The sequence below is a fragment of the Arthrobacter oryzae genome, from assembly GCF_003634095.1.
GTDB classification, from domain to species: domain Bacteria; phylum Actinomycetota; class Actinomycetes; order Actinomycetales; family Micrococcaceae; genus Arthrobacter; species Arthrobacter oryzae.
The window spans coordinates 117,919-141,226 of the sequence record NZ_RBIR01000007.1; the positions used below are offsets into that span (position 1 = coordinate 117,919).

The 23,308-nt window shown below is 68.9% G+C and carries 24 protein-coding genes; 6 read left to right on the forward strand and 18 right to left on the reverse strand.

What is annotated here, in order from left to right; translation table 11 throughout:
• On the forward strand, window positions 1-477 hold the full coding sequence (locus C8D78_RS15065; protein ID WP_244208424.1) for a hypothetical protein: 477 nt from the start codon (window positions 1-3) through the stop codon (window positions 475-477).
• On the opposite strand, the gene C8D78_RS15070 is transcribed toward C8D78_RS15065, so the two are convergent.
• Window positions 467-3,862 (reverse strand): DEAD/DEAH box helicase, encoded by a 3,396-nt coding sequence (locus C8D78_RS15070; RefSeq protein ID WP_120954680.1) that lies wholly within the window; start codon window positions 3,860-3,862, stop codon window positions 467-469. The two genes, C8D78_RS15065 and C8D78_RS15070, sit on opposite strands and share 11 nt — an antisense overlap.
• Before the next feature lie 209 nt (window positions 3,863-4,071).
• Here C8D78_RS15070 and C8D78_RS15075 point away from each other — a divergent pair, with 209 nt between their 5' ends.
• Window positions 4,072-5,025, forward strand: a complete 954-nt coding sequence (locus C8D78_RS15075; protein ID WP_208641973.1) for a DMP19 family protein — start codon at window positions 4,072-4,074, stop codon at window positions 5,023-5,025.
• An 87-nt stretch (window positions 5,026-5,112) separates the two neighbouring features.
• On the opposite strand, the gene C8D78_RS15080 is transcribed toward C8D78_RS15075, so the two are convergent.
• Window positions 5,113-5,655 carry a COG4315 family predicted lipoprotein gene (locus C8D78_RS15080; RefSeq protein WP_120954681.1) on the reverse strand — a complete coding sequence of 181 codons (543 nt, stop codon included), beginning with the start codon at window positions 5,653-5,655 and terminating at the stop codon, window positions 5,113-5,115.
• A gap of 167 nt (window positions 5,656-5,822) precedes the next feature.
• Here C8D78_RS15080 and C8D78_RS15085 point away from each other — a divergent pair, with 167 nt between their 5' ends.
• The gene (locus C8D78_RS15085) at window positions 5,823-6,338 is read left to right on the forward strand and encodes a sigma-70 family RNA polymerase sigma factor (protein WP_120954682.1); all 516 of its coding nucleotides are present in this window, start codon (window positions 5,823-5,825) and stop codon (window positions 6,336-6,338) included.
• Window positions 6,339-6,412: 74 nt separating this feature from the next.
• On the opposite strand, the gene C8D78_RS15090 is transcribed toward C8D78_RS15085, so the two are convergent.
• The gene (locus C8D78_RS15090; RefSeq protein ID WP_120954683.1) at window positions 6,413-7,219 is read right to left on the reverse strand and encodes a DUF1206 domain-containing protein; all 807 of its coding nucleotides are present in this window, start codon (window positions 7,217-7,219) and stop codon (window positions 6,413-6,415) included.
• Between the two features lie 158 nt (window positions 7,220-7,377).
• Window positions 7,378-8,334 (reverse strand): tRNA (guanosine(46)-N7)-methyltransferase TrmB, encoded by a 957-nt coding sequence (trmB, locus tag C8D78_RS15095; protein ID WP_244208425.1) that lies wholly within the window; start codon window positions 8,332-8,334, stop codon window positions 7,378-7,380.
• 93 nt (window positions 8,335-8,427) lie between these two features.
• Here trmB and C8D78_RS15100 point away from each other — a divergent pair, with 93 nt between their 5' ends.
• Window positions 8,428-9,699 (forward strand): MFS transporter, encoded by a 1,272-nt coding sequence (locus tag C8D78_RS15100; RefSeq protein WP_120954684.1) that lies wholly within the window; start codon window positions 8,428-8,430, stop codon window positions 9,697-9,699.
• A gap of 112 nt (window positions 9,700-9,811) precedes the next feature.
• Here the strand turns inward: C8D78_RS15100 and C8D78_RS15105 are convergent, their stop codons facing one another.
• Window positions 9,812-11,101, reverse strand: coding sequence for an MFS transporter (locus C8D78_RS15105; protein WP_120954685.1), 1,290 nt, complete (start codon window positions 11,099-11,101; stop codon window positions 9,812-9,814).
• 24 nt (window positions 11,102-11,125) lie between these two features.
• A complete protein-coding gene (locus C8D78_RS15110; protein ID WP_120954686.1) occupies window positions 11,126-12,382 on the reverse strand; it encodes a M20 metallopeptidase family protein in 1,257 nt (418 codons plus the stop codon).
• Between the two features lie 158 nt (window positions 12,383-12,540).
• Here C8D78_RS15110 and C8D78_RS15115 point away from each other — a divergent pair, with 158 nt between their 5' ends.
• Together C8D78_RS15115 and C8D78_RS15120 are read left to right on the forward strand one after the other, a co-directional pair.
• Window positions 12,541-13,572 carry an Lrp/AsnC family transcriptional regulator gene (locus C8D78_RS15115; protein ID WP_120954687.1) on the forward strand — a complete coding sequence of 344 codons (1,032 nt, stop codon included), beginning with the start codon at window positions 12,541-12,543 and terminating at the stop codon, window positions 13,570-13,572.
• Between the two features lie 136 nt (window positions 13,573-13,708).
• Window positions 13,709-15,097 (forward strand): MFS transporter, encoded by a 1,389-nt coding sequence (locus C8D78_RS15120; RefSeq protein WP_120954766.1) that lies wholly within the window; start codon window positions 13,709-13,711, stop codon window positions 15,095-15,097.
• A gap of 187 nt (window positions 15,098-15,284) precedes the next feature.
• Here the strand turns inward: C8D78_RS15120 and cycA are convergent, their stop codons facing one another.
• The 12 genes from cycA to C8D78_RS15180 all read right to left on the reverse strand — a co-directional run bounded on the left by cycA (window position 15,285) and on the right by C8D78_RS15180 (window position 23,305).
• Window positions 15,285-16,814 (reverse strand): D-serine/D-alanine/glycine transporter, encoded by a 1,530-nt coding sequence (gene cycA / locus C8D78_RS15125; RefSeq protein ID WP_208641974.1) that lies wholly within the window; start codon window positions 16,812-16,814, stop codon window positions 15,285-15,287.
• Window positions 16,815-17,201: 387 nt separating this feature from the next.
• Window positions 17,202-17,597, reverse strand: coding sequence for a hypothetical protein (locus C8D78_RS15130; RefSeq protein ID WP_120954688.1), 396 nt, complete (start codon window positions 17,595-17,597; stop codon window positions 17,202-17,204).
• Complete coding sequence (locus C8D78_RS15135; protein ID WP_244208426.1) at window positions 17,594-18,262, reverse strand: Asp23/Gls24 family envelope stress response protein; 669 nt, start codon at window positions 18,260-18,262, stop codon at window positions 17,594-17,596. The genes C8D78_RS15130 and C8D78_RS15135 overlap by 4 nt, the downstream gene beginning before the upstream one ends.
• Window positions 18,259-18,846, reverse strand: a complete 588-nt coding sequence (locus C8D78_RS15140) for an RNA polymerase sigma factor (protein WP_244208427.1) — start codon at window positions 18,844-18,846, stop codon at window positions 18,259-18,261. Before C8D78_RS15140 ends, C8D78_RS15135 begins: the two co-directional genes overlap by 4 nt.
• A 51-nt stretch (window positions 18,847-18,897) precedes the next feature.
• Window positions 18,898-19,128, reverse strand: a complete 231-nt coding sequence (locus C8D78_RS15145) for a CsbD family protein (protein ID WP_120954689.1) — start codon at window positions 19,126-19,128, stop codon at window positions 18,898-18,900.
• Between the two features lie 55 nt (window positions 19,129-19,183).
• On the reverse strand, window positions 19,184-19,789 hold the full coding sequence (locus tag C8D78_RS15150) for a hypothetical protein (RefSeq protein ID WP_120954690.1): 606 nt from the start codon (window positions 19,787-19,789) through the stop codon (window positions 19,184-19,186).
• Entirely contained in the window at window positions 19,786-20,367 is a 582-nt protein-coding gene (locus C8D78_RS15155; protein WP_120954691.1) for an Asp23/Gls24 family envelope stress response protein, read from the reverse strand. Before C8D78_RS15155 ends, C8D78_RS15150 begins: the two co-directional genes overlap by 4 nt.
• Window positions 20,364-20,768, reverse strand: a complete 405-nt coding sequence (locus C8D78_RS15160; protein ID WP_208641975.1) for a hypothetical protein — start codon at window positions 20,766-20,768, stop codon at window positions 20,364-20,366. The genes C8D78_RS15155 and C8D78_RS15160 overlap by 4 nt, the downstream gene beginning before the upstream one ends.
• Window positions 20,765-20,956, reverse strand: coding sequence for a hypothetical protein (locus tag C8D78_RS15165; RefSeq protein WP_120954692.1), 192 nt, complete (start codon window positions 20,954-20,956; stop codon window positions 20,765-20,767). Before C8D78_RS15165 ends, C8D78_RS15160 begins: the two co-directional genes overlap by 4 nt.
• On the reverse strand, window positions 20,953-21,447 hold the full coding sequence (locus tag C8D78_RS15170; protein ID WP_120954693.1) for an Asp23/Gls24 family envelope stress response protein: 495 nt from the start codon (window positions 21,445-21,447) through the stop codon (window positions 20,953-20,955). The genes C8D78_RS15165 and C8D78_RS15170 overlap by 4 nt, the downstream gene beginning before the upstream one ends.
• Window positions 21,448-21,569: 122 nt before the next feature.
• The gene (locus tag C8D78_RS15175) at window positions 21,570-22,244 is read right to left on the reverse strand and encodes a class I SAM-dependent methyltransferase (RefSeq protein WP_120954694.1); all 675 of its coding nucleotides are present in this window, start codon (window positions 22,242-22,244) and stop codon (window positions 21,570-21,572) included.
• Window positions 22,241-23,305, reverse strand: a complete 1,065-nt coding sequence (locus tag C8D78_RS15180) for a class I SAM-dependent methyltransferase (RefSeq protein WP_120954695.1) — start codon at window positions 23,303-23,305, stop codon at window positions 22,241-22,243. Before C8D78_RS15180 ends, C8D78_RS15175 begins: the two co-directional genes overlap by 4 nt.
• Between the last annotated feature and the right edge of the window lie 3 nt (window positions 23,306-23,308).

The following is a 23,308-nucleotide window of genomic DNA, read 5'->3' on the forward strand; positions in this document are numbered from 1 at the left end:
GTGAGTGTCGCCCCCAGTTTGGGCTGCCGGACCGTCATTGCCGGCATCGGTTTCCATTCCAGGACCGCCGCCGCCGCAACGGCGGCGTCGTGCCTCGCGCACCTCTGGCTGGTTGCCGAAAACCAGCACGGGACATGGCTGAACCTGCTCATGCTCGCCATGGTGGCGGTGTGCCTGCCGTGCGTGGTGCACATCTGGCGGCATGGGCGCGACGGCGGTCTGCGCCTGGCCGGCGCCGGCCGCCGCGTCATGGCCTCGGCCCTGGCAATGACCGGGGTGCACGCGGCCCTGCTCCTCGGCGGCGGGGCCGGAGGTTTGGGCCACGGCCACCACGGCGCCGTTGCCGCGGCGGCCGGCGCGGCGCCGTCGGGCTCCGGAGCCCTGCTGGGGATCATCGCGCTGGAAATCACGACGGCGCTGTTCGCCGCGACGCTCCTGGCCCGGCTCCGGACGCAGCCGGACCGCGTCAGTCGTTGAAGAGCCCGGCCAGGTCTTCCGCGGTGAGGGTTCCGCCGGTGAGCGCGTCGCCCTCCATGACGTCGGCGAAAAGCTGTGACTTCTTCGCCTTGAGCGCCATGACTTTCTCCTCGATGGTGTCCTTGGCGACCAGCCGGTAGACCATGACGTTGCGGGCCTGGCCGATCCGGTGGGTGCGGTCCACGGCCTGGGCTTCGGACGCCGGGTTCCACCACGGGTCCAGCAGGAACACGTAGTCGGCCTCGGTCAGGTTCAGGCCAAAACCGCCGGCCTTGAGGCTGATGAGGAACACCGGCGCGGCGCCGTTCTTGAACTCGTTCACGACGTCGGTGCGGTTGCGCGTGCTGCCGTCGAGGTAGCAGAACTCGATGTTCTCCTCGACCAGCCGCTCCCGGACCTTGCCCAGGAAGCCGGTGAACTGGCTGAAGATCAGGGCCCGGTGGCCCTCGGCCACGAGGTCCGCGAGCTGCTCGAACAGGACATCGAGCTTGCTGGAGCGGACCCCGGAGAGCGAGGGGTCGATCAGCGAGGGATCCAGGCTGAGCTGGCGGAGCAGCGTCAACGACTGGAAAATCGTGAAGCGGTTCTTGTTGACGTCCTCAATCAGGCCCAGAATCTTTTGGCGCTCCCGCTGCAGGTGCGTCTGGTAGACCTTCTGGTGCCGCGGATTCAGCACCACTTCCAGGATCTGTTCCTGCTTGGGCGGCAGGTCCCGGATGACCTGTTCCTTGGTCCGGCGCATCATGAGCGGCCGCACCCGGCGCCGGAGCTTGTCCAGCTGCGCTTTGTCGCCGTTCTTCTCCACCGGTTTCTGGTAGTACTCGGCAAACCGCTTGGGGCTGGAGAAGAGCCCGGGGGCCACAATCGAGGTCAGCGCCCAGAACTCCATCAGGTTGTTCTCCAACGGGGTGCCCGTGATGGCGAGCTTGAAGGCGGCCGGCAGTTTGCGGGCGCACTGGTAGGCCTTGGACTGGTGGTTCTTGACGAACTGGGCCTCGTCCAGGACCAGGCCGGCCCATGCCCGGGCGGCGTAGGCCTCGTAATCGATGCGGAACAAGGCGTAGGAGGTGATGATGATGTCCGCGCCGGCCATCGCCGCGGCCGGATCCGAGCCGCTCTTGGCGAAGGTTTCGCCGATTGCGCGCACAGTCAGCCCCGGCGCGAACCGTGCCGCCTCCGCCTCCCAGTTGCCCACCACGCTGGTGGGGGCGACGACGAGGAACGGGGCGGCGCCGGCCTGGGCGTCATCGCCGGCGGCATCCTTGGCGGCGCACATCAGAGCCAGGGCCTGCACGGTCTTGCCCAGGCCCATGTCGTCGGCCAGGACGCCGCCGAGTCCGTGACGGTACAGGAAACTCAGCCAGTTGAAGCCCTCCAGCTGGTACGGGCGCAGCTCGGCGTTCAGGCTCCCGGGCAGCGGAAGGCCCTTGATGCCGCCTTCCAGCAGGCCGCCGACAGACTCGCGCCACGCGGCGGCCTGCTCGTCGACGATGCCCAGGTGGGCGAGCTCGTCCCACAGCCCGGCCTGGAACCGGCTGATCTGCAGCGGGGCGTCTTTGTCGCCCGGGTTGTCCTGCAGGGAGCGGGCCTCGTCGATCAGGGCCCGCAGCTGGTGCAGCTCCGGCAGGTCCAGCGAGAAGTAGGCGCCGCTGGGCAGCAGCATGCGGGTCTGGCCGGCAGCCAGGGCGGAAAACAGTGCCGCGAAGGAAACCGGCTGGCCCTCCAGGGTGATAACAATACCCAGATCGAACCAGTCGCGGCTGTCCGTCGCCTTCGTGGAGATCGCCACCACGGGGGCTTCCTCGGCCTCGCGGTAGTCCGCGATCTCCCCGGAGGTGTCCACCGAGATGTCGGGGAGTTCCTGGAGCCGGGGGAGTACGTCCTCGGTGAAGGCGAGCGTGTCCAGCCCGGACAGTTCGGCCGTGGCCGCGAGGCGCGGCGTGCCCCAGCCTCCGGTCGCGGATTCGCCCAGCGCGGCCACCACGTCCCAGGGTTGCCCGACGCCCTCGAGGATGCGGGCCTCGGCGGGGTCGTCCCGGTAGCCGTGGTCCCCGGGATGCCGCCACAGCGGCTGTGCCGTGACGAGGGTTCCGGACTTGTAATGCCATTCCCAGTGCAGCCGGACCCGGTGGTCGGCCCCGTAGTTGGCCAGCAGGGACAAGGTGGGGACGGCCAGCGAGGGCAGCTCCACGGACTCGTCCGACGCCGTCACCCGGGCGGTCTGCTTGAGTTTGGGGTAGAAGCCGGTCAGGAAGCGGCTTTCGTCCTTCGCCGGGATGTGCAGGGTGGTCCCGCCCGTGACGAAGGTCAGCAGCTCTTCGCTTAGGCCGCTTTCCAGCGGGGCAAGGCTGATGGCCGGGTCTCCGACGGCGACGCCGGGCAGGGCGCCGCCGTCGGAGACCAGGAAGATCCCGTGCGCCGGGCGGCCGATGGTCCCGACCGTCGCCGGGTCCACCACCTCGCCTTCGACCGTGATGGTGGGGGCGAGCTCCAGCCCGCCGTCGTCCCCGCCGGCGCCGAACCGCGCCAGGTTCAGCCCGACGGCGGCCGGCTCCTGAACGATCCGGACCGGCTCGGAGCCGCGGCTGTGCACCAGGGCGAGGCCGATTTTCTGGGCCTGGGACAGCAGGCTCCAGAGGTTCTTGCCTGCGTACGTGTTGAGCCCCAGCCACAGCCCGGTGCCGGAGTGCTGGCGGTTCGCGACGGCGGTGTGCGAGGCAAGGAATTCCTGCATCCACTCCACATGGGCCTCATTGCATTCGCGCCGGTAGTTCAAGTAGCTCAGCGTGCTCCAGGAAACGTCGCCGCGGATCCACTTGCCCTTGGCCCCCATGATCACGGGCCGCGCCTTCAGCTGGCGGACGCTGCGGAGCGGATCGCGGCGGCCCGTGTAGGAAAAGTGCGGGGCGGGTTCCTCGACATCGAACTGGAGCGCCAGCGGGGTGCCGTTGGCGGACGGGGTGATGCCGGGACTCGCGATCAGCGGGCTGAGCGCCTGCTCCCAGTCGGCCAGCTCCGGCGGCGCGGCCTGGCGGGAGAGCCGCGTGGACTCGGCCGGGGCCAGCAGTTGGAGCCGGATGGCGGGGTTGTCCTCGGCAGAGAAGAGCAGGGCCGCCACGTGCTTGCAGTCCTTGCGTACCGGGCAGCTGCAGACGCCCACCGTGCAGCTCCAGCCCCCCGCCTTCCGGACAAGCTTCGCCGTCGTGGAGTAGGGCACGTCGGCACCGCCCCGGACTTTGCCGAGCAGAAGCCCTGTGGCGGCATCGAAGGACATCCCAGAAACGCGGCTCCCCATGGCGTAAGCAAGCCCGGCCGCAAGGGAGCGGTCGTTGATGGCGGGGGTCTGAATTGCCAGTGCCGCACTCTCGTCCGGATGGGATGGCATGTGCGCACTACTTTCGGCAGGAGGTCATCTGATCCATCTTAGCGAGCCTTGGCAGGCCGCCGGAACTTCGCGTCTGCTAGCGGAACGTCCCCCAGACTTCGCTTGACGTTCAACTGCGGCACGGCTGCCGGCCGTGCAGACGGGCCTACCGTGGAGGGGTCCGGAGAACCAGCAGTCCAAACCAGCAGTCCCAGAAGCGAGGATTCCGCATGACCAACGCTCCGTCCACCACCCAGTCCGCCGGCCGCTACCCGACCGTGCTCACCGCGGAGAGCCTCAGCGGCGGGAACGAGGACGTCGTCGACGCGAACGTCGCCGTTGTCAACGCCATGTTTGAGGAGTTGCTGGATGAGGACGAGATCTCCCCGGCCGCGCTGCGCAGCTACTACGTGGATTTCTACCTGTCCCAGGCACTGGCCGGTGGTTTTGCCCAGTACGTGTTCACCGCGCCGGAGCGCGAGGAAATCGACCCCTATGTCCGGGAGGGCCTGGCGGGGATGGGCGCCGCCGCGCATCTGGACCTGTTCAACCGCACCGTGGCGGCCTTCGGCGCCCTGACCGACACCGACGTCGACACCTACCTTGACGGCGGCAGTGGCTGGGCCGCCGTAGGCGACATCGAAGAAGACGCCACAGATGACGCCGACGCAGATGATGCCGGCACAGTTGAAGGGGACACTGGGGACGGCGGCGCGGAGGGCACGGTTTCCGATGCCGTGCGACGCATTGAAGAGCTGGACGGGGAGTTCGAATCGGTCCTCGAAACGGAGGACATCGTGGCGCTCAACGCCGCGTGGCTGCGTGGCCAGGCCGACCTGCTGGTCCTTGCCGACGGGGACCTCGATGCCCACATCGCCGGCCGGGTGTCCCGGATTTCGGACCTCGCGGAGCGCCAGGCCGCCGCCGCGGAGCAAGCCTTCGAGGACGCGCCCGAGTTCGAGCAGATCATCCGGGAACTGTGCGACATTGCCGGTCAGACCCTGGAACGGATCACCATGGGCGATCCGAACTATGAGCACAACGGGGAGAGCACCCTGGCCTGGCACTTCACCACGGACCAGGGCGAATTCCTCATGCTGGAAGACGACGACGAGGCCTTCATGCTGGACCCCCGGAGCAAGGAAATCCTTGCCGCCGTCGAGTTCGAAGAAGCCGGCTCCTAAACCGTCTTCCCCGCGGCCCCGGTGTCGGCGCATCCGGCGCGCCGCCGGGGCCGGCGGACGGCCCCGGCGGTCGCCCGCCGTGGCCCTCTAGTAGCCGCCCGCCGCTGACTTGATCATCTCCCCGGAAGGCGACACAAGGTACCAGACTCCGCCGACGCCCTGGCCCGTGATGTCTCCCGCGGCCTGGTCCTTGGAGTAGTAGTAGAGCGGCATCCCGTTAAGGGTCACCTGCAATTTGCCGTTAGCCGCGGGTATGGTTCCGACTTTGCCGGTCACCCCACTAACAGTGGGGGTGGCCGACGTCGAGGTGACGGGAGGCCACGAGGTAGCACACCCGGCGGTGCACGCGCTGGTCCCGGAGCCTTTCGTGTCGTTGGCGAAGGCATAGACGCTTAGTCCTTGGGCGCCCACCACGATCTGACCGGCCGAGGACTGGCCCACCGAGAGCACCGCCGCGGACGTGGACGCCGGCGCCGAACCGGCCGCCGCGCTGCTGGATGACTGCGCGGGCGTGGAGGCGGCTGAGGACGTGGGCGCAGTCGACGTCGATGTCGATGTTGCGCCGCCGCATCCGGACAGTAGCGCGGCAAGGGCGAACGCGGACAGACCGATGCTGAGATGCTTCTTCATTGCTGCTCCTTGACTCGAGCCGGCCCGACTCGCCAAGCCGGCGCTACCCGCTAAGACGTACCGGGAGCGCTAAAAGGTTCATGTCGGGCCCGTCCAGGCGCACACTGAATTATCGGGCTGCCCTGTACGCCCTCTGTAGCAGGGCAACTGCCTCCGGGAGGTGGGAGATGCCGCTGGACGACGACGTCGTGGCCGCGATCTACCGCGACCACGGGGCGGCCCTGAAGCGCTTTGTCCTCGGCGCCTGCCGCGATGCGCAGCTCGCCGACGACGTCGTCCAGGAGACGGTGCTGCGGGTCTGGCAGCGGGCGCCGCAGATCACGGGCAGCCTGCGCAGCTACCTGTTCCGGACGGCCCGCAACATCATGATCGACCACTACCGCAAGGCCCGGGGGCGCCCGCAGGAAACCGGCGAACGCGACGTTGCGGCCACCCCCGACGGCACCATCCCCGACGCCGCCGGCCGGATCGATGACCTGCTCAACAAGATCCTCATGGAGGAGGCGCTCCTTCGGCTCAGCACGGAACACCGCGAAGTGCTGGTGGCACTGCACTACCGCCGCTATACGGTCCAGGAGGCATCGGCCCACTTGAAAATCCCCAGCGGGACGGTGAAGTCCCGGGCGTTCTACGCCGTGCGGGCCCTGCGGGCAATCCTCGACGAAATGGGGGTGCATCGGTGATCGCGGCCGGGCTGCACCGGCTCCTCGGCGGCGACGTCGGCCGGAGCAGCCGGGGATCGCCGGGGATCGCCAACTTACATTTTCGCCAGCTTGGCCCGCACCGCCATGTAGATGCCGTAACAGATCAGGCCGATGCCGACGGCGGCCAGCAGGTACACGCCGAACGGCTGCTCGCGCAGGGCTTTGAGGCTGCCGTCCAGGCCCGTCGACTCTTCCGGGTGCGCCTTCACGGTGGCGATGATGATCAGCAGCCCCACGAGGAGCAGGACGAAGCCCTTGGCGGCGTAGCCCACGACGCCGATGGTCGTCACCGCGGTGCGCGTCTGTTTCCCGGACGGCATCCGCAGGTACTTGAGGAAGGACTTCCTGAAGCCTCGAATGGCGTAGACGATGCCCGTGACGGCGACCGCGGCGCCGAGCAGGATCAGGAGCGCCACGCCTCCCGGGGCCTTCATGAGATTGATGGTCAGATCGCTGGTCGACTGGCGGTGGTCGGCACGGGCGCCGGTGGCGACCGTTGCCAGCGTGAGGGCGAACGCCGCGTAGACCACGGCCTGCACTCCGGCCTTGAGCTTCTTGGCGACCTTCTTCTTGGTCGGCAGGTGTTCGAAATCGAAGATCGCGTCGGACGTCTGCCAGATGGCCAGGGCAACGCAGGCGGCAAAGGAGGTCCAGAGCAGCAGCGGGCCGGCCGGCTGCCCGGCGAGTTGTTCCACCGCTCCGCTGACGTCGGCCTGGCCCTTGCCGCCCATGGCGAGCCGGATCGCGACCAGCCCGATCAGGAAATGCAGGAGCCCCGACACCGCAAACCCGGCCCGGGCCACCACTTCGAGGGGCTTAGAGTTGGTGACGTCTTCGGCGACTTCCGCGGCGTCCTTCAGTTCTCGTTTGATGTTGTGTCCTTCGTGCTGCCCGGTGCTGCCGGTGCGATTCCTGCCGGAGCTGGCAGCTCCGAATATTTCACTTTCCGTAATCGTGCCACGCGAGGGCGGCCCGGAACAGATTCCCGCGGCGCTGATATGCCGACCGGCTGATATGCCTAGCGGCGGCGGTAACTGAGGTCGAAGATCAGCCTGCCGGCTTCGTGTGCCTTGTTCTCGAAGCTGGTGAGAATCCGGCCCTCAAACCGCGGCGCCCAGCCGCCGGTCTCGTCGATGCCCTCGTTGGGACCGGTGTGCTCGGTGCTGACCGGCGCCCGGCCTTCCTTGACCGGCGCCCCGCCGACGCGGGACTCGACGCCGGATTCCCAGACCTTGGTGAGGGGGCTTTCCGCACCGGCGCGCTCGCCCTCATGCAGGTTCTCGAACGCCGCGGAGCCGGCCATGACCTCGCGCACGTGGACGGCGTAGTTGGACCAGTCTGTTGCGATCCGGAAGATGCCGCCGGGTTTGATGGCCCGGGCGGCCAGATCGGCGAAGGCCGGCTGGATAAGCCGGCGCTTGTGGTGCCGGGACTTGTGCCACGGGTCCGGGAAGAACACCCAGAGTTCCGTGACCGAGCCGGCCGGGAGCATGGTGGCGAGCACCTCGGGGGCGTTGGCCTCCACCACCCGGACGTTGCTCAGTTTGCGGCTGTTGATCTTGATCAGGGTGTTGGCCAGGCCCGGGGTGTAAACCTCCACGGCCAGGAAGTCCTTGTCCGGATTCTCCTCGGCGGCGTGGCACACGGCATCGCCCAGCCCGGAGCCGATCTCCACAACCAGCGGAGCCGTCCGGCCGAATTCGGCCTCTGCGTCGAAGACGTAGTCGGGGTGGACCGAGGTGTTGGCGACATGGCGGGGGACCTCCACCGCCCAACGGTCCGAGTGCTCCTCCCAGGCAGTCTGGCGGCGGCCCTGCAGGCGGGTGCCGCGGCGCACGAAGCTGACCGGACGGCCCCCATATGTGCCGAACGAGGCCTGGCTGCCGGGGGTCACGGGGCGCGGCAGCCGGGTGTCATCCGGGGCGCCGGACAGCGGCGTTTCCGGCGTGCCGGGGTTTTCTGGGGATTCGCTCATCCTTTCCAGAATAGTTGAGTTTGCGGGCCCGGCCCGCCCCGGGAATCCGCCAGGCACCGGGCGACAAGGCCTCCGGGCCCCCGGACTGCAAGAATGGGGCGGGTGACCTCAGCCGGGAAAACTGACCAGCAGGATCTTTCGCTACGGGCCGTTCCCAGGGACGAGCCCGCCGGACCGCCGCGCGCCGCCGGCCGCCGCCTCCTCGCCTACATGGGTGTCTGCCTGGTCCTGATCGGGCTGAACCTCCGCACCGTCTTCTCGAGCTTCGCGGCGGTGCTGCCCGAGGTGACGGCCGACGCCGGCCTGCCGGCCTGGGCGGTCATGGTCCTCACCACCGTTCCGGTGACCCTGCTGGGCGTGTTCGCCCCGCTGGCCCCGGGACTGGCACGCCGGTTCGGCGCCGAACGGGTGCTGCTCGGAGCCATGGCAGTGCTCACGGCGGGGCTGCTGCTGCGGCCGGTGGAGCTTCCCGCGGCCGGCCACCTTCCGGCCCTGCTGGCCGGAACCGCCGCGTGTGGCGCCGCCATTTCGCTGTGCAACGTGCTGCTTCCGGGCGTCGTCAAGCGGGACTTCCCGCACCGCCTGGGCCTCATGGGCGGGTTGTACACCACGGCAATCTGCGCCTCGGCCGCCCTCGGCGCAGGGTTTACCTTCCCGCTGTTCCGGGCGACGGGGCAGTGGACAGCGGCGCTCTGGTTCTGGGCGCTGCCGGCCGGCGTCGTCCTCTTGTTGTTCCTGCCCCCGGCCCTGCGTGCCCGGCCCGTCGGACCGCCCCGGATCGGTGAGGGCGTCAGCGTCTGGCGCTCCGCCGTGGCCTGGCAGGTGACAGCGTTCATGGTCCTGCAGGCCATGATGTCGTTCAGTGTCTTTGCCTGGCTGGCCCCGATCCTGCGCGAACGCGGCGTGGACGGCAGCACCGCCGGCCTGATCGTCTCGGCCTCGATTGCACTGCAGATGCTGGGCTCGCTGTTCGCCCCGGCGCTGGCCACCCGGTTCCGGGACCAGCGCGTAATCAACATGGTGGCGGCGCTGATGACCGGCGCCGGTTTTGCGCTCAGCATCTTCGGCCCGGTCGATTTCCTGTGGCTGTGGACCGGGCTGCTGGGCCTGGGCCAAGGCAGCCTGACCGCGGCGGCGCTGACCCTGATCATGGTCCGCACCCGGGACGGTCACACCGCGGCACACCTCTCGGGCATGATGCAGGGCGTGGGCTACGGGCTGGGCTCCAGCGGCACCCTCCTGGTCGGCCAGCTCCACCAGGCCACCGGGTCCTTTGCCGCGGCGGGCGTCCTGTTCCTGCTGGTGGGCTCGCTCGCCGCCGTGTTCGGATACCGGGCCGGGCGGGACCGCTTCGTCGGCGGCTGACCCACCCCGGCTGCCCCCAAAATCACGATGCGCTATCACCTGTGGCTGTTCTGAGCCTCCAGAACAGCCACAACTGATAGCGCAACCGGGTGTCAGGCCAACGGGAGCCGGATCAGAGGGTCAGGTCCTTGCCCTTCGTTTCCGGGATGGTGAAGACGAAGACCGCGGAGACGGCCAGGAGCAGCACGGCATACACGTTGAACAGCTGCGGCATCTGCATGGTGGTGCCGAGCCACTGCTGGAGGTAGGGTGCGGTGCCGCCGAACACCGCCACGCAGATCGAGTATGGCACCCCGACCCCCACGGTGCGGATGCTCGTGGGGAACAGCTCGGCGTAGACGGCAGGAACGATCGACGCGCTGGCGGCGATGAAAATCAGCATGACGGACATGCTGACGGCCAGCTGCCAGGCGGAATCCTTGAGCAGCGCCGTCATCGGGAAGTGCATGATGCCCGCGCCGATCGCACCGGACCAGAGCACCTTCTTGCGGCCGATGCGGTCGGCCAGCTTGCCCCAGAACGGCAGTGCCGCGATGAACACGATGTTGCCGATCACGCCGGCCCAGAGGGCCTCGCCGCGGTCGATTTTCAGCGCGGTGGTGGCGTAGCTGGGGGCGACGACGCCCCAGATGTAGTAGATCACCGTCAGCCCGACCGTCAGGCCGATCACCTGGAGCGCCTGCTTGCGGTGGCGGACGATCTGCGGCCAGATCGGAGCGCGCTTCTCCGCCGAAGCTTCGCCTTCGAAGACGTCCGTTTCGTGCAGCCGGGACCGCATGATCAGCGCGTAGAGACCCATGGCCGCGCCGACCAGGAACGGGATGCGCCAGCCCCAGGCGTTCATGATTTCGGTGCTCAGGGCCATGTTCAGCACGGCACCCAGCAGCGTCCCGAACAGGATTCCCACCGTGCCGGAGGTGTAGATCAGGGTGGCCCAGAAGCCGCGGTGTTCCTTCGGCGCCATTTCGGACAGGTACGTCTGCGACGACGGCAGCTCGCCGCCGTGCGCCAGGCCCTGGACCAGGCGCGCCACCAGGAGCATCAGCGATGCCCAGGCGCCCATTGCCGCGAAGGTCGGCGCGATGCCGATCATCAGGCTGCCCACGGACGCGAGCCCCACGGCCAGGGTCATGGACGCCTTGCGGCCGATCCGGTCACCGATCCAGCCGAACAGGAAGCCGCCGAAGGGCCGGGCAACGAAGCCGACGGCGAAAATCGCCAGCGTGGACAGCACCGCGGACGCCGGGTCCGACTTGCTGAAAAGCTGGCTGGCGATGAACGGCGTGAACGTGGCGTAGATGGCCCAGTCGTACCACTCGACGGCGTTGCCGATGCCGGTGCCGATGAGCGTCTTGCCGGTGGATGTTCGGGTTGCCGCCGGCGTAATCGCGGTTGCAGTCATGGTCTTCTCCCTCGGGGGTGGCAGCTAGGAAAGGGTGGCGGCGTTGGCCGTGGCGGGAGCGTCGGCTGCCGCCAGTGCGGCCAGCCTCGACACGGCGAGCTCCGCGTAGAGTGCGGCGCCGTCGGCCAGCACGGCGTCGTCGAATGTGGCGTACGGGGAGTGATTGAACGCGGACGCGGCGGGGTCGGCGTCGTGGGGGACGGCGCTGAGGCCGATGAACGTGCCGGGGACCTCGGCGAGCACCCTGGAGAAGTCCTCGGAGCCGCTCAGCGGGGTGGCCCAGCGGGCGAGCCGGGAATCGCCGAACAGGCCTTCAATGACGTTTTCCGCGGTGTGCGTTTCGTCCTCGTCCGTGATGGTGAGCGGGTACTCCTGCTGGTAGTCGACGTCGACGTCGAGGCCGTGCGCCGCCGCGATGCCCTTCAGCAGCCGCGGCACAGCGTCCATCATTTTCTGTCGGGATTCCTCGGAGAAGGTCCGGATGGTGGCCTCGATGCGCGCGGTTTCCGGGATGATGTTGCGCTTGGTGCCGGCCTGGAGGACCCCGACGGAGAGGACGACGGGATCGAACATGTTGAACTGGCGGGTGACCATGACCTGGAGGGCGGTGACCATTTCGGCGGCCGCCGTCACGGGGTCCTTGGCCGAATGCGGGGCCGAACCGTGGCCGCCGGCGCCGAGCACGGTGACCACCAGGCCGTCGGACGCGCTGAGCATGACGCCGGGTTTGGTGCAGAACGTGCCGTGCGATTCCAGGGCGGAAAACACGTGCATGCCGTAGGCCGCGTCCACCCGCCGGCCGGCGGCATCCAGCACGCCTTCGCGGATCATGTGGCTGGCACCGTCGAAGCCTTCCTCGCCGGGCTGGAACATCAGGACGACGTCGCCGGCCAGCCGGTGCCGGCGTTCGGCCAGGAGCGTGGCGGCTCCTGCCAGCATGGCGGTGTGGAGGTCGTGGCCGCAGGCGTGCATGGCGCCGTCGATCCTGGACGTGAAGTCCACTCCCGTCTTCTCCTGGACCGGCAGGCCGTCCATGTCCGCGCGCAGGAGCACGGCCGGGCGGGAGCCGGCGCCCGATCCGGGCCCCTGGCCGCGCAGCACGGCGGTGACCGACGTCGTGTCCCGGCCCAGGGTGATCTCGAAGGGAAGCCCGTCGAGGGCCTTGAGTACCTTCTCCTGGGTGCGCGGCAGCGCCAGGCCGATCTCGGGTTCCCGGTGCAGTTCGTGGCGGAGCCGGGCAAGGTCCGCCTGCATTTCCCGGGCGTCTGCGGTGATCGGCACGTGTTCTCCTTCAACTCTTGATGCTGGCTTGGTTCGGGTCCGGTGGGGACCTTCTGCGTCTATTCTGAAGTGACATGGTTCACACGCGGCTGAAGGCCTGAAAAAATGCAAAAAATGAGAATTAGCGCAGGTTTCGTGCATTACCAAGGGGAGAAATAGTGGAACTCAGCGAAGAGGACCTGGCCCTGATCAACGTCCTGCAGATTGCTCCGCGGCTGAGCTGGGCCGACGCGGCGCAGGTGCTGGGCGTGCACGCCACCACCCTCGCCGCCCGCTGGGAACGGCTGCGGGCCGACGGCGTCTCCTGGATCACCGCGCACCTGATCGGCGACCCGCTTCAGATGTGCCTGGCCTTCGTCGCCGTGGATTGCGAAATGCACCGGCGGGCGGACGTCACCGCCAGGCTCGCCAAAATGCCGGAAATCGTCACGGTGGAGGAGGCAGCCAGCAACCGGGACCTCATGCTGACAGTCATTACGCCCTCCCTGGACGATTTCAGCATGAAGGTCATCTCAAAGTTGAAGGAGATCGACGGTCTCCTCAAATACCAGACCGCCCTGTGCACCCGGTTGCATTCGAGCGGCGGCTCGTGGCGGCTCAACGTCTTGAGCCGCGCGCAGCAGGCCGCCGTGCGGGCGGTGGCCGGCCCCGAGGCCACCGGAATCGCCCAGCCGGCCGCCCGGGAACTGCTGCCGGAGAGCCACCTGGCGCTCCTGCCGTTCCTGGCCAAGGACGGTCGGGCCACCGCGGCGGACATTGCCCGCGCGCTGGGCAGGCACCCTGCCACGGTCCAGCGGCAGCTTAATCGTGTGCTTGCCAGCGGGATCCTGTCCTTCCGGTGTGAGGTGGCCCAGAGGTTCTCGGCGTTCCCCGTGACCTGCCAGTGGTTCGTCAATGTTCCCGCCGGCCGGCACGAGGCCGCGGCCGCCGAGCTGAAGACCATGCGGAACGTACGGCTCAGCGCCTCCACCACGGGTCCGACGAATTTCGTAATCATCATGTGGCTGCAGTCCCTGGCGGACATCATGAACATTGAGCTCGCCCTGCAACAGAAGGTGCCGGGAATTGTGCTCGTGGAAAGCGTCGTCATGCTGAGCACAGTCAAGCGCGTGGGTTGGATGCTGAACCCGGATTCAAGGGCGAGCGGCGCCGTCGTAGTTCCGGTCCAGGGGCTTGACCAGGCCGGCTGAGAGCGGCAGGCGGGACAGGACGTGCCCCGCTTGTAAGCTGTGGCATGTGCCCCGAAAAGACCCGCATCCTCACCAGGAACCCAGTCAGGAGCCCAGCCGGGAACCCAGCCGGGCGTCCGTCCCGGAGTCAGCCGGGATCTTCCACCGGAGCTACCTGCTGGTGACGCTTGGCGCCTGTGCGCTGGTGTTCCTGGCGGCTTTCGAGTCCTTGGCGGTGACCACCATCATGCCCCTCGTCAGCCGGGAACTGAACGGCGCCGACCTTTACGCGCTGGCCTTTGCCGGCCCGCTGGCCACCGGGGTGATAGGCATGGTGGCCACCGGCAGCTGGTCGGACCGCAAGGGGCCCGTGGCGCCGCTCCTGGCCGCTGTGGGCACGTTCGCGCTCGGCCTGCTCATCGCCGGCACCGCCGGGACGATGCCCGTGCTGGTGTCCGGTCGTCTGGTTCAAGGGCTTGGCGGCGGCGGTCTAACAGTGGCCCTCTACGTGGTCATTGCCCGGGTCTATCCGCCGGTGTTGCATGCCAAGATCTTCGCCGCCTTCTCCGCGGCCTGGGTCATCCCGTCCCTCGTCGGGCCTTTTGCCGCCGGCATCGTCGCGCAGGTGGCCGGCTGGCAGTGGGTCTTCCTGGGCGTGGTCGGCCTCGTCGTTCCGGCCCTGCTCCTGACGGCCCCCGCCCTGCGCGGCCTGAACGGAACCCCTGTGCAGGGTCCGGGAGAACCCGCCGCGGCCGTGGACTCCGCCGCCGTATCCCGGCCCCCGGGCGGTCTGGCCAAGTTGGCGCTGGCAGCGCTGGCTGCGCTCGCCGTGCTGGGCCTGAACCTGTCCGCCGAGGTCCCCGGGGCCGGCGACGTGCTGGCAGGTGCCGCCGTCGCCGTCGCACTCCTGGCCGTCCGCCCGCTCATGCCGCGCGGGACGTTGACCGCCCGGCGCGGCCTGCCAAGCGTCATTCTGACCCGCGGCCTCGCGGCCGCCGCATTCTTCGGCGCCGAGGTGTACCTGCCATACCTGCTCGTGGAACGCTATGCCTTCGCGCCCACCTTTGCGGGCCTCACCCTAACCGGAGGCGCCATCGCCTGGGCGGCGGCCTCGGCCATCCAGGGCCGGCTGGGGACCCGCTTGGAGCACCGGAGGGCGGTGCGGATCGGCTCCGCCCTGGTCCTCGGCGCCGTCGTCCTGGCCCTCGTGACAACGGTGCTGGCGTGGCCGGCCGCCGTCGCGATCGCGGGCTGGATCTTCGCCGGGGGAGGGATGGGGCTGATGTATCCGCGGTTGAGCGTCATGACCCTGGCTCTCTCGACCAAGGACACCGAGGGCTTCAACAGTTCGGCCATGTCCATCTCGGATTCGCTCGGCGGTGCCCTGGCCCTCGCCGGCACGGGAATCGTCTTCGCCGCGTTTTCGACGACGACGGCGGCGTCCTTCGCCGGCGTCTTCGCGCTCACTGCGGCGATCGGCGTCGCGGCCGTGGCTGTCTCGCCGCGCGTCGCCGTCGCCCCGGCCGCCGCCGGGACCCGCGCCTAGGGGCCCGCTCCTAACGGCGCGCTCCTGACGGTGCTGTCCCGCAGGGTCAGTGCGCAGGTCACCACGCCACGGCATCACAGCAAGCAGGAGCCCCGGCCGGATATTCCGGTCGGGGCTCCTGCGTATTACGGGTTGATCGTGCCGATGTTCAGTCGACAGTCTCAGCCAGCTGTCAGACAGTCAGGGGTCAGACAGTCGCGCGGACGTCTTCCTCCGCGCGGACGGCCTGCCATTCCACAATCCGCGCCTGCTGCAGCGGCGTCTTCCGGTTGAAGTGCCAGGCCGCACCCAGAAGCAGGAACCAGATGGGGGCGACGAAGAGCGCCAGGCGGGTGTCGTCAGCCTGGGCCAGCGCCACCAGCATGAAGACGAAGAAAGCTAGCACCACGTACGGCATGAACGCGGAGCCGGGCATCTTGAAAGCCGAGGCCGCGTGCAGGGCCGGCCGGCGGCGGCGGAAGACGATGTAGCTGATCAGGATCATGGACCACACAAACATCGTCAGCACCGAGGCCACGGAGGTGACGATCGTGAACGCGCCGATTACGGAGTCGCCGGCGTAGAGCAGGACCAGCCCGGCCAGCAGGAAGATGCAGGAGAACAGCAGGGCATTCTGCGGGACCTTGCGCAGGCTCAGCTTTCCGAACGCCTTCGGTGCGTTCCCGTCCTGGGCGAGGCCGTAGATCATGCGGGAGGTCGAGTAGATCCCGGAGTTGGCGCTGGAGGCGGCCGAGGTCAGGACCACCAGGTTGATGACCACGGCGGCAATCCCCAGCCCGGCCAGCGTGAACATGCCGATAAACGGGCTGCTCGCCGGATCGATGGTGCGCCACGGGTTGACGGCCATGATGACCACCAGGGCGCCCACGTAGAACAGGAGGACGCGGACCGGGATGGAGTTGATGGCCCGCGGCAGGTTCTTCTCCGGGTCCTTGGTTTCGGCGGCGGCGGTGCCCACCAGTTCGATTCCGGCGAAGGCGAAGATGGCGATCTGGAAGCCCAGGATGAAGCCGAACATGCCGTGCGGGAACATGCCGCCGTCGTTCCACATGTTGGCGAGGTTGGCCTCCGCGCCGTTCGGGGAGGTGAAGTGGGTGGCGATCATGACCGCGCCGGTGATGATCAGGGCCACGATTGCCACCACCTTGATGATGGCAAACCAGAACTCCGCTTCACCGAACGCCTTCACGGTGGGGAGGTTCAGGAGGATCAGGACCACCGGTGTGAGAAGCGCAGGGATCCACAGCGGCGTGCCGGGCGCGAGTTTGTCCACGTAGCCGGAGATGGCGACGATGTCCGCCACCCCGGTAACCACCCAGAAGAACCAGTAGGACCAGCCGGTGAAGAATCCCGCCCAGGGGCCCAGCAGGTCCCCGGCGAAGTCGCTGAATGACTTGTAGTTCAGGTTGGAGAGGAGGATCTCGCCCATGGCCCGCATGACGAAGAACAGCATGAAGCCGATGATCATGTAGACGAAGATGACGGACGGTCCCGCGAGGGAGATGGTCTTACCGGACCCCATGAACAGGCCGGTGCCGATCGCGCCGCCGATGGCGAGCAGCTGGATGTGGCGGTTGCCGAGGGCCCGGGCGAGGTGCGGCTCGTGGTTCCCGGCGCCGGCCGGGCCGTGTGGTGCAATGTCAGATTTTGCGGTGCCAGATTTTGCAGTGTCAGATTTTGCAGTGGCCGGGGCGGCCGTGGTGATGCGTTCAGACATGAGGCTTCTTCCTTGTCACAGGCGGCCACAGCGGGCGGGGGGTCCGCGATGCAGTCCGCACGGTCCCGTCACAATGTGACGGAGGTAACAGTTTTGGCGGGTAAATCAAGATTAGGGCCGGTATTGGGCGGCCCCTGTAGTTGCGGCAGTCCGCGCGGGAAGACCAGCCGGTCCGTGATACGCCGTGCTGACCCCCGTGGCGGGTGATCCCGGACAGCACGGCAACCGGCCTGGAGCCAGCCTCCTCCCGGGCTCTAGGGGGAAGTGCGGGGACGGCGCGGCCGATCTTCGCCCCCGTTGGCGGCGCCCGTCCGGGAATCTCCCGCCCTCGCGCACGTTCGACAACTGTCGATCATCTTAGCTTCAGTTGTCGTCCGCTGTCTTTTGTCACATTTCTTGCGCGCCGCTGGCGTCAGCGGCCTCCTCGCTGCCGATCTGCACGATTCCGACCTGGACCGTCACCGGGTGGGGGCTCAGATGCTGCCGCACGGCTGCCGCCACGGCCCTGGCCACGTGCGGGGCGGGGTGCGCCCCGCTCACGCCGATACGCACCTTGACCGCCGTGACTGGCCTGCCGGTGTCGGAACTTGCGACGTCGACCCTCGACCGCGCTTCTCCGGTCACGGCCGAGCGGGCCGCGCCCGCGATCGTCTGCCAGAGCGGGCGCGCCGGGTAGACCGCCGTCACGCCGGCGACCGCCTCGATGACCGACTGCAGTTCCGCGGCCAGAGCGGCGGCGTCCGGCGCGTGCGTGCCGTCGCCGGGAGACAGGGGCTCGGTCATGGCTTCTCCTGAGGGGTGGGCGGGCCGCCGGGGCCCACCGTCGGGGCCGGCGCGCCGGCAACTGGAGCCCCGGCAGCTGGCGCCCCGGGTCCGGGGTTCCGTGGCTCCAGGACATCGGTGATCGTCACATCGATCGCCGTGATGTTCAGTTCCGTTTGCCGGGAAAGCACCGTGGCCAGTTCCTGGCGCAGTGTTGCGGCGCGCTGTTCCAGGGGATGCCCGTACACGACGGCGAGTTCGACTCCCACGGTGATCGGCGCCCCGGGTTCGGTGAGGTCCCCGTAAAGGCGGCACTTGCCGGCGGCGGCGCCGGGAAGGGAATCCGCAACAGAACGGATCAGAGCCGAAACCGAGCCCTCTGTCTCGGTGAGGACATCGCCGGGCGTGTCGGCGCGCAGGGGGATGCTCCTGCCGGGCCGCAGTTCCAGCCGCAGGTTGCCGAGGATGGTCTTCATCCAGTCATCGCTTCCGCTGCCGGCCGCGGCGGTGTCGGCGTCGAGCAGTTCATTGCCAAGGGCCGCGAGCCGCCGCAGCGAGGCCAGCCCGGACTGGCATTCGGGGCACTCCGCAAGATGGCCGGGATCGCCGATCTGTCCGGTGTCCAAGTATTCGCTCAGGTCTGCCAGGCTGTGCCCGCAGCTGAGCGCGTCGGAAGGGGTGCTCATCGCCAGTCCTCCATTTCGCGGGCCAGGCTGATGCGTGCCCGGGCAAGGCGGCCACGGACGCTGGCGGTGCTGATGTTCAACGTTTGCGCAATTTCCTCATAGCTTTGGTCATTGAACGCCCTCAGTACCCAGCAGCGGCGCTGTTCCTCGGGCAGGGCGGCAAGGGCGGCCTTGAGGGCGTCCATCCGCGAGCCGCTCAGGGCGGCGTGTTCGGGGTGTTCCTTCTCAGCGGTGCGCGCGCCGGCCTCCAGCCTGTGGTCGAGATCGCCGAGGTCCGCATGGGTCTTTCGGCGGCGCAGGTGGTCAATGCTGCGGCTGCCGGTAATGCGCAACAGCCAGCCCTTCACGGCGTCGCCGTCGCGCAAGGTGTGAAGCTGCTTCCAGGCCTGCATCAGCGATTCCTGCACGACGTCGTCGGCGTCGGCGAGCGAGCCGGTCAGGCGGCGGGCGGAGGCCCGCATGACGGGACCATGCCGGCGGGCCAGCGCCTCAAAAGCGGCGGTGTCGCCGTCGGCGGCCCGCCCTGCCAGCAAAGCGTCCGGCACGAGGTCCAGCTGGTGCGGCGCCGAGGGCGAATCAGTCACGCGCTTGTCTCTGCTTTCATCACGGCACTCAGATCCATGGCTGAGGGCGGGCTACTCCTTGCTGAAGCCTTCCTTGAGCTTGCGCGCGGCATCCTTGATGTTTTCCCCGAGGTCAGCAGCGGCATCCTTGACCCGGTCCCCTGCGTCCTGCAGTTTCGCCTGGGCCTGCTCGTACTGGCCCTCGCGCTTGAGATCCTGGTTGCCCGTCACGTTGCCGGCACCTTCCTTGGCCGCACCGATGTGGTGGATGACCGTGCGGTTAGCCTTGTCGTCGATTCCCATGATGTTCCCTTCGAGTTCCTACTCTGTGAAGCGGCGTTGCAGTGCATCCACCCGGTCAGCGGGCGCGGCCGGGTCCAGCCACCTTGGTCCTGGTGCCGCTGGTGATTCGGACCAGAACCGGCAGCGGATGGCCCAGCAATGCGTCGATGCCCCGGACCAGTTGGTCGGCGGTGTCCGCGATCTCCCGGGGGGAGGCTCCCTGCCGTGCCTGTAGCTGCAGCCGGAGTCCGGTTTTGCCCCGGGTTTCCCAGGCCGAGACCGTGGTGCCGAGTATCAGGGGGCTGCCGTCCAGGGCTTGCTTGACGGCCGCCGAGACGAGTCCGGTTTCGACCACAGTGGTGCCGAGGCCGCCGTCAGTCTCGCGGGCCACCCGGGGTGTCCGGCCGCCGCCCTGCGATGCGACCCAGGCGATGCTGAGCGCGGCCGCCAGGAGGGGAGCGGCGACTCCGGCCACGGCCCACCAACTGCGGGCCGGGCCAGGGAGCGGCGCCGCGGCGAGGAGGCTTCCGGCCCGGTCCATGAGGGAGGACCCCGCGGCTGTCCAAAAGGCAGCGATGTCCGGCAGGATTCCGGCCGCCGCCGTGGCGGTGCCGGCGGCGAGCAGCACGAGTCCCGCCAGGGCCAGCAGGATCCGGTTCAGTACCCTGTTGGTTTGGCTCATTGCCCCAGCGCCCCTTCCCTGGAGATGTGGATGGAGGGTGTGATGCGGCGGTCCAGGGCATACGTGGCGAGCTCGGCGTCCACCGCGGTGCCGATCTTGTCCCGGTCCGCGGGGATGCCCGACGTCGGGCGCACCAGGACGCGGACGGCCCGCCTGCCCACCGTGGTGCTCACCTGCCCGCGCGCCAGCCCCGCTGTGAGGCGCGCCCGCAGGGACACGGCTGAGGCGATGACCTCGTCATCGACCACGACGGCGCTCCGGTCGCTGTGCACGGCGTGCCGGGACCGGCGGCCGGGCGTCGCTGCGGCCGCGAACAGCACCAGGCCAAGGGCTGCCAGGCCTGCGCCGGCCGCCACCAGCCCGGCCGGGGGCGTGTTGGCCGGCACGCCGGCGAGCCAGCGGCCCAGCCGGTCGGGGCTGGCCAGGAGCGGGCTTTGCTGAAGCAGCGCCAGCACGGCCTCGAGGGCCAGCCAGAGGAAGATTGCGGCAAGTGCGCCGGCGGTCAGGGCGGACGCGGCGGCCCGCGAGGAATGGGTCTCCCGGCGGACGAGGCGGCGGATGACTCGATGCTGGCTCACGTCGCGTTCCTTTCCATGGGATTCGGGTGCGGCCGGCCGGCCGGTGCGTCCACCCTGGCGGGGCCGGCGGGCTGTTTGGCCCCGCGGAGCCGGATATCGACCCGGCCCAGCGTCCGGCCGGTGAGGTCCAGGCCGCGGGAAATAATAGTTGCCCGGGCCGCCCGGGACAGGTCGAAGACGGTGCCGCCGTCCACCCCGCGGAGCGGGCCCGGTCCCCGGCCCCTGCCGAGCAGCGGCGGCAGAGCCAGGTGCACGGAGACTGTTGCGCCGAGCCGGCCCGCATCGTCCTCCAGCACCGCGGCGACGTTGGCCCCCGGGACGCCGAAGGCGCGCGCCGCAATGGTCTCGATGGTGTGCCTGAGCGCGGCCGGGGCGATCCGGGTGTGCCCCGCCCGCGTCATGAGGAGGAGCGCTTGCCGCGCAGGGCGTCGAGCACTCCGCCAAGATCAAGCCGGCCCTCGGCGGCGCGGCCCAGCACGGCCCCCGCCCCCATCATCAGCGCGGTGAGCAGGAAGCCCCAGAACCCGAACGCCAGGGCCGCCCCGGCCAGGACTGCTCCGATGGCCAGGCCGGCCAGGGTGGGGCTCAAGCCACCCTCGGCTCGGTCCGGGCGTCGGCGGCACCGTCGTCGTCGGAGGCTACATGGATGTCAGTGATGGTGATGTTGACTTCGGTCACCTCCATGCCGACGAGGTCCTCGATGGCCGTGTAGACGGCGTCGCGGGCGTTATCGGCCACCTGCTGGAGCGGGTGCGGGTATTCGACCACCAAGGTGACGTCGACCGCCACCTGGGTCTGTCCGACTTCCACGCTGACGCCCTGGGTGAGGTCCTTCTGGCCGACCTTTTCCCGCAGGGTTCCCAGCGCGCGGGCCGCTCCGCCGCCGAGGGCGTGCACGCCCTCGATTTCCTGGATCGCGATGCCGGCAATCTTCGCCACTACGCCGTCTGCGACGGTGGTCGCGCCGCGGCCGTCCGCCCCTGCGGCCGGAGCGGGGTCCGTCAATGCGGGGGTCTTCGCCGCGACTGCCGGGTTGGTGTGCTTCTGAATGTCTGCCGGGGTGTGCGTCTGGGTGGTCAAGGCAATCACTCCTGATCGGTTGAGGGTGGCGCTCCGTGGCGCCGTCATAGGTAAGACGGGCCCGGAGCGGGAATCCTCACGGTCGAAACGGAGTGAACTGCGTCACATGCGGCGCGCGCGCTTTACTGCGCGGCCAGCCGGGTGGCCCGGAGGACGGCGTCGGAGAGGGACGCCGCCTCGCCCTCGGGGCCGACGACGAGGCGATGCCGGGTGTCCAGGACCTCGATGCGCCACTCGGGTTCCTCGATCCCGAGCTCACGGGCAAGATCCTCGGCGGTGAAGAACTTCTCCGGGGTATGGTGCGCGCCCCACGGCGGCAGCCCGTCGGGGTGGTGGCCGACGATCAACAGCGTGCCGCCGGTCCGCACCGCGGCCGCCGCGAGCTGCAATGCCTGTTGCCACGGCATCAGGGTGGAATGAAGGAACTGGGCCGTGACGAGGTCGAACAACCGGTCCGGAACCCACGTGGCCAGGTCCTGCTGCACCCACTCGATGTTGGCGTCCTGGCCCCGTTCCCGGGCGTGTGCGGCCGCGCGTTCAAGGGCGACGGCGGAGACATCCAAGGCCGTCACTGCCCATCCGCGGGCGGCGAGCCAGATGGCGTCCGCGCCCTCCCCGCACCCCAGGTCCAGCGCCTTGCCGGGAGGCAGCTGCGCCGCCTCCGCGATGAGCTGCGGATTGGGCTCACCGCTCCACATCCTGGAGCGGCTGCTGTACTTTTCGTCCCACATCTGGGCCGCGGTGCCGGGCATCTCAGCATCGGTCGCGGCGTGGTCATGGCTGTGGCTCTCTGTCATGGGTTCCCCTCATTGCGGCGCTCTGCCGGGTTACGCTGTGTGTTTGGCTTAGGGCCATCGGGCTGCGGACCGCGGGCGGCCGCGGCGGGCACGACGGCGGTGACGAACCCGGCCGGCGCGGACCGGCGCCGGGTCTCCCTACCGAAATTCCGGTGCTCCTCAAGGGCCAGTCCGAAGGACCCGACAAAGTCTGCCGCGCTCTTCCTGGCCGGGGGAGTGTTGTCGATGCCAAATGTCAGCGGTTCGCCGACGTATGACGCGGTGGCCCTGGCGTACCGCATGTACGGCGATCGCGAGGCGACGGTGTCCCGGGAGAAGTAGTCGAAGGCCACGACGCTTCCGGGTGCGCTGCCGGCGATGCGGCGCAGCGTTGCCTCTACCGAGGCGCGGTCAAGGTACATGGTCACCGCCTCCCACAGAAAGAACGCCGGCTTGCCGGGGTCGAATCCGGCCGCTACCAGGTTCTCCATCCAGTCCTCGGTCTCAAAGTCGGCGGATACGTACGTGGCCTGATGCGTCGACAGGCCGGCTTTCTCAAGCATCTTCAGCTTGAACGCCTGAGTCCGGGGAAGGTCGATTTCAAAGCATCGTATGCGGTCTTCCTGTGCCAGCCGGAAAGCCCGGGTGTCGAACCCTGCGCCGAGGACCACGAGCTGGTCAACGCCGGTCAGATGCCGCTGGAGGGCGGCATCGTAGAGGCTGGTCCGCGCCGTCGGCTGGTGGTGCATCGGAGCCGGTCCCTGGTACGGGTAGCGGTAGATCCGGGGAACGTAGCCGGTCAGCAGGTGGCCCACGAGGGTGGGGGCAGTCTCGAGCCGGAACCCTTCCTGGGACACATTTGGCATGACTGCCATCAGCCGGGCCGCCGGGACGTCCGGTCTCGTTTCGAGGCGGTGCTGCATGTAGCGGGCGTAGAGGGACGACAGCAAGGTTGCCGAGACGCCCGTGCGCCGGCTGTACGCGAGCAGCCTCGGGACGCCCGCGATGTAGCCCGCGATCCCGATGGGCAGCAACAGCACCTGGAGGGCGCGAAAGAAACCTGCGGCGGCCAGTTCCGGCATCGG

What these genes read in the sequence shown, in the direction of transcription:
- C8D78_RS15105 (WP_120954685.1), bottom strand. Translation starts at nt 11,101, where the DNA reads ATGACTGCAACCGCGATTACGCCGGCGGCAACCCGAACATCCACCGGC.
- C8D78_RS15180 (WP_120954695.1), bottom strand. Translation starts at nt 23,305, where the DNA reads ATGCCGGAACTGGCCGCCGCAGGTTTCTTTCGCGCCCTCCAGGTGCTG.
- C8D78_RS15150 (WP_120954690.1), bottom strand. Translation starts at nt 19,789, where the DNA reads ATGAGCCAAACCAACAGGGTACTGAACCGGATCCTGCTGGCCCTGGCG.
- C8D78_RS15130 (WP_120954688.1), bottom strand. Translation starts at nt 17,597, where the DNA reads ATGACCGAGCCCCTGTCTCCCGGCGACGGCACGCACGCGCCGGACGCC.
- C8D78_RS15075 (WP_208641973.1), top strand. Translation starts at nt 4,072, where the DNA reads ATGACCAACGCTCCGTCCACCACCCAGTCCGCCGGCCGCTACCCGACC.
- trmB (WP_244208425.1), bottom strand. Translation starts at nt 8,334, where the DNA reads ATGAGCGAATCCCCAGAAAACCCCGGCACGCCGGAAACGCCGCTGTCC.
- C8D78_RS15085 (WP_120954682.1), top strand. Translation starts at nt 5,823, where the DNA reads ATGCCGCTGGACGACGACGTCGTGGCCGCGATCTACCGCGACCACGGG.
- cycA (WP_208641974.1), bottom strand. Translation starts at nt 16,814, where the DNA reads ATGTCTGAACGCATCACCACGGCCGCCCCGGCCACTGCAAAATCTGAC.
- C8D78_RS15175 (WP_120954694.1), bottom strand. Translation starts at nt 22,244, where the DNA reads ATGACAGAGAGCCACAGCCATGACCACGCCGCGACCGATGCTGAGATG.
- C8D78_RS15100 (WP_120954684.1), top strand. Translation starts at nt 8,428, where the DNA reads ATGGGGCGGGTGACCTCAGCCGGGAAAACTGACCAGCAGGATCTTTCG.
- C8D78_RS15135 (WP_244208426.1), bottom strand. Translation starts at nt 18,262, where the DNA reads ATGAGCACCCCTTCCGACGCGCTCAGCTGCGGGCACAGCCTGGCAGAC.
- C8D78_RS15070 (WP_120954680.1), bottom strand. Translation starts at nt 3,862, where the DNA reads ATGCCATCCCATCCGGACGAGAGTGCGGCACTGGCAATTCAGACCCCC.
- C8D78_RS15145 (WP_120954689.1), bottom strand. Translation starts at nt 19,128, where the DNA reads ATGGGAATCGACGACAAGGCTAACCGCACGGTCATCCACCACATCGGT.
- C8D78_RS15160 (WP_208641975.1), bottom strand. Translation starts at nt 20,768, where the DNA reads ATGACGCGGGCGGGGCACACCCGGATCGCCCCGGCCGCGCTCAGGCAC.
- C8D78_RS15080 (WP_120954681.1), bottom strand. Translation starts at nt 5,655, where the DNA reads ATGAAGAAGCATCTCAGCATCGGTCTGTCCGCGTTCGCCCTTGCCGCG.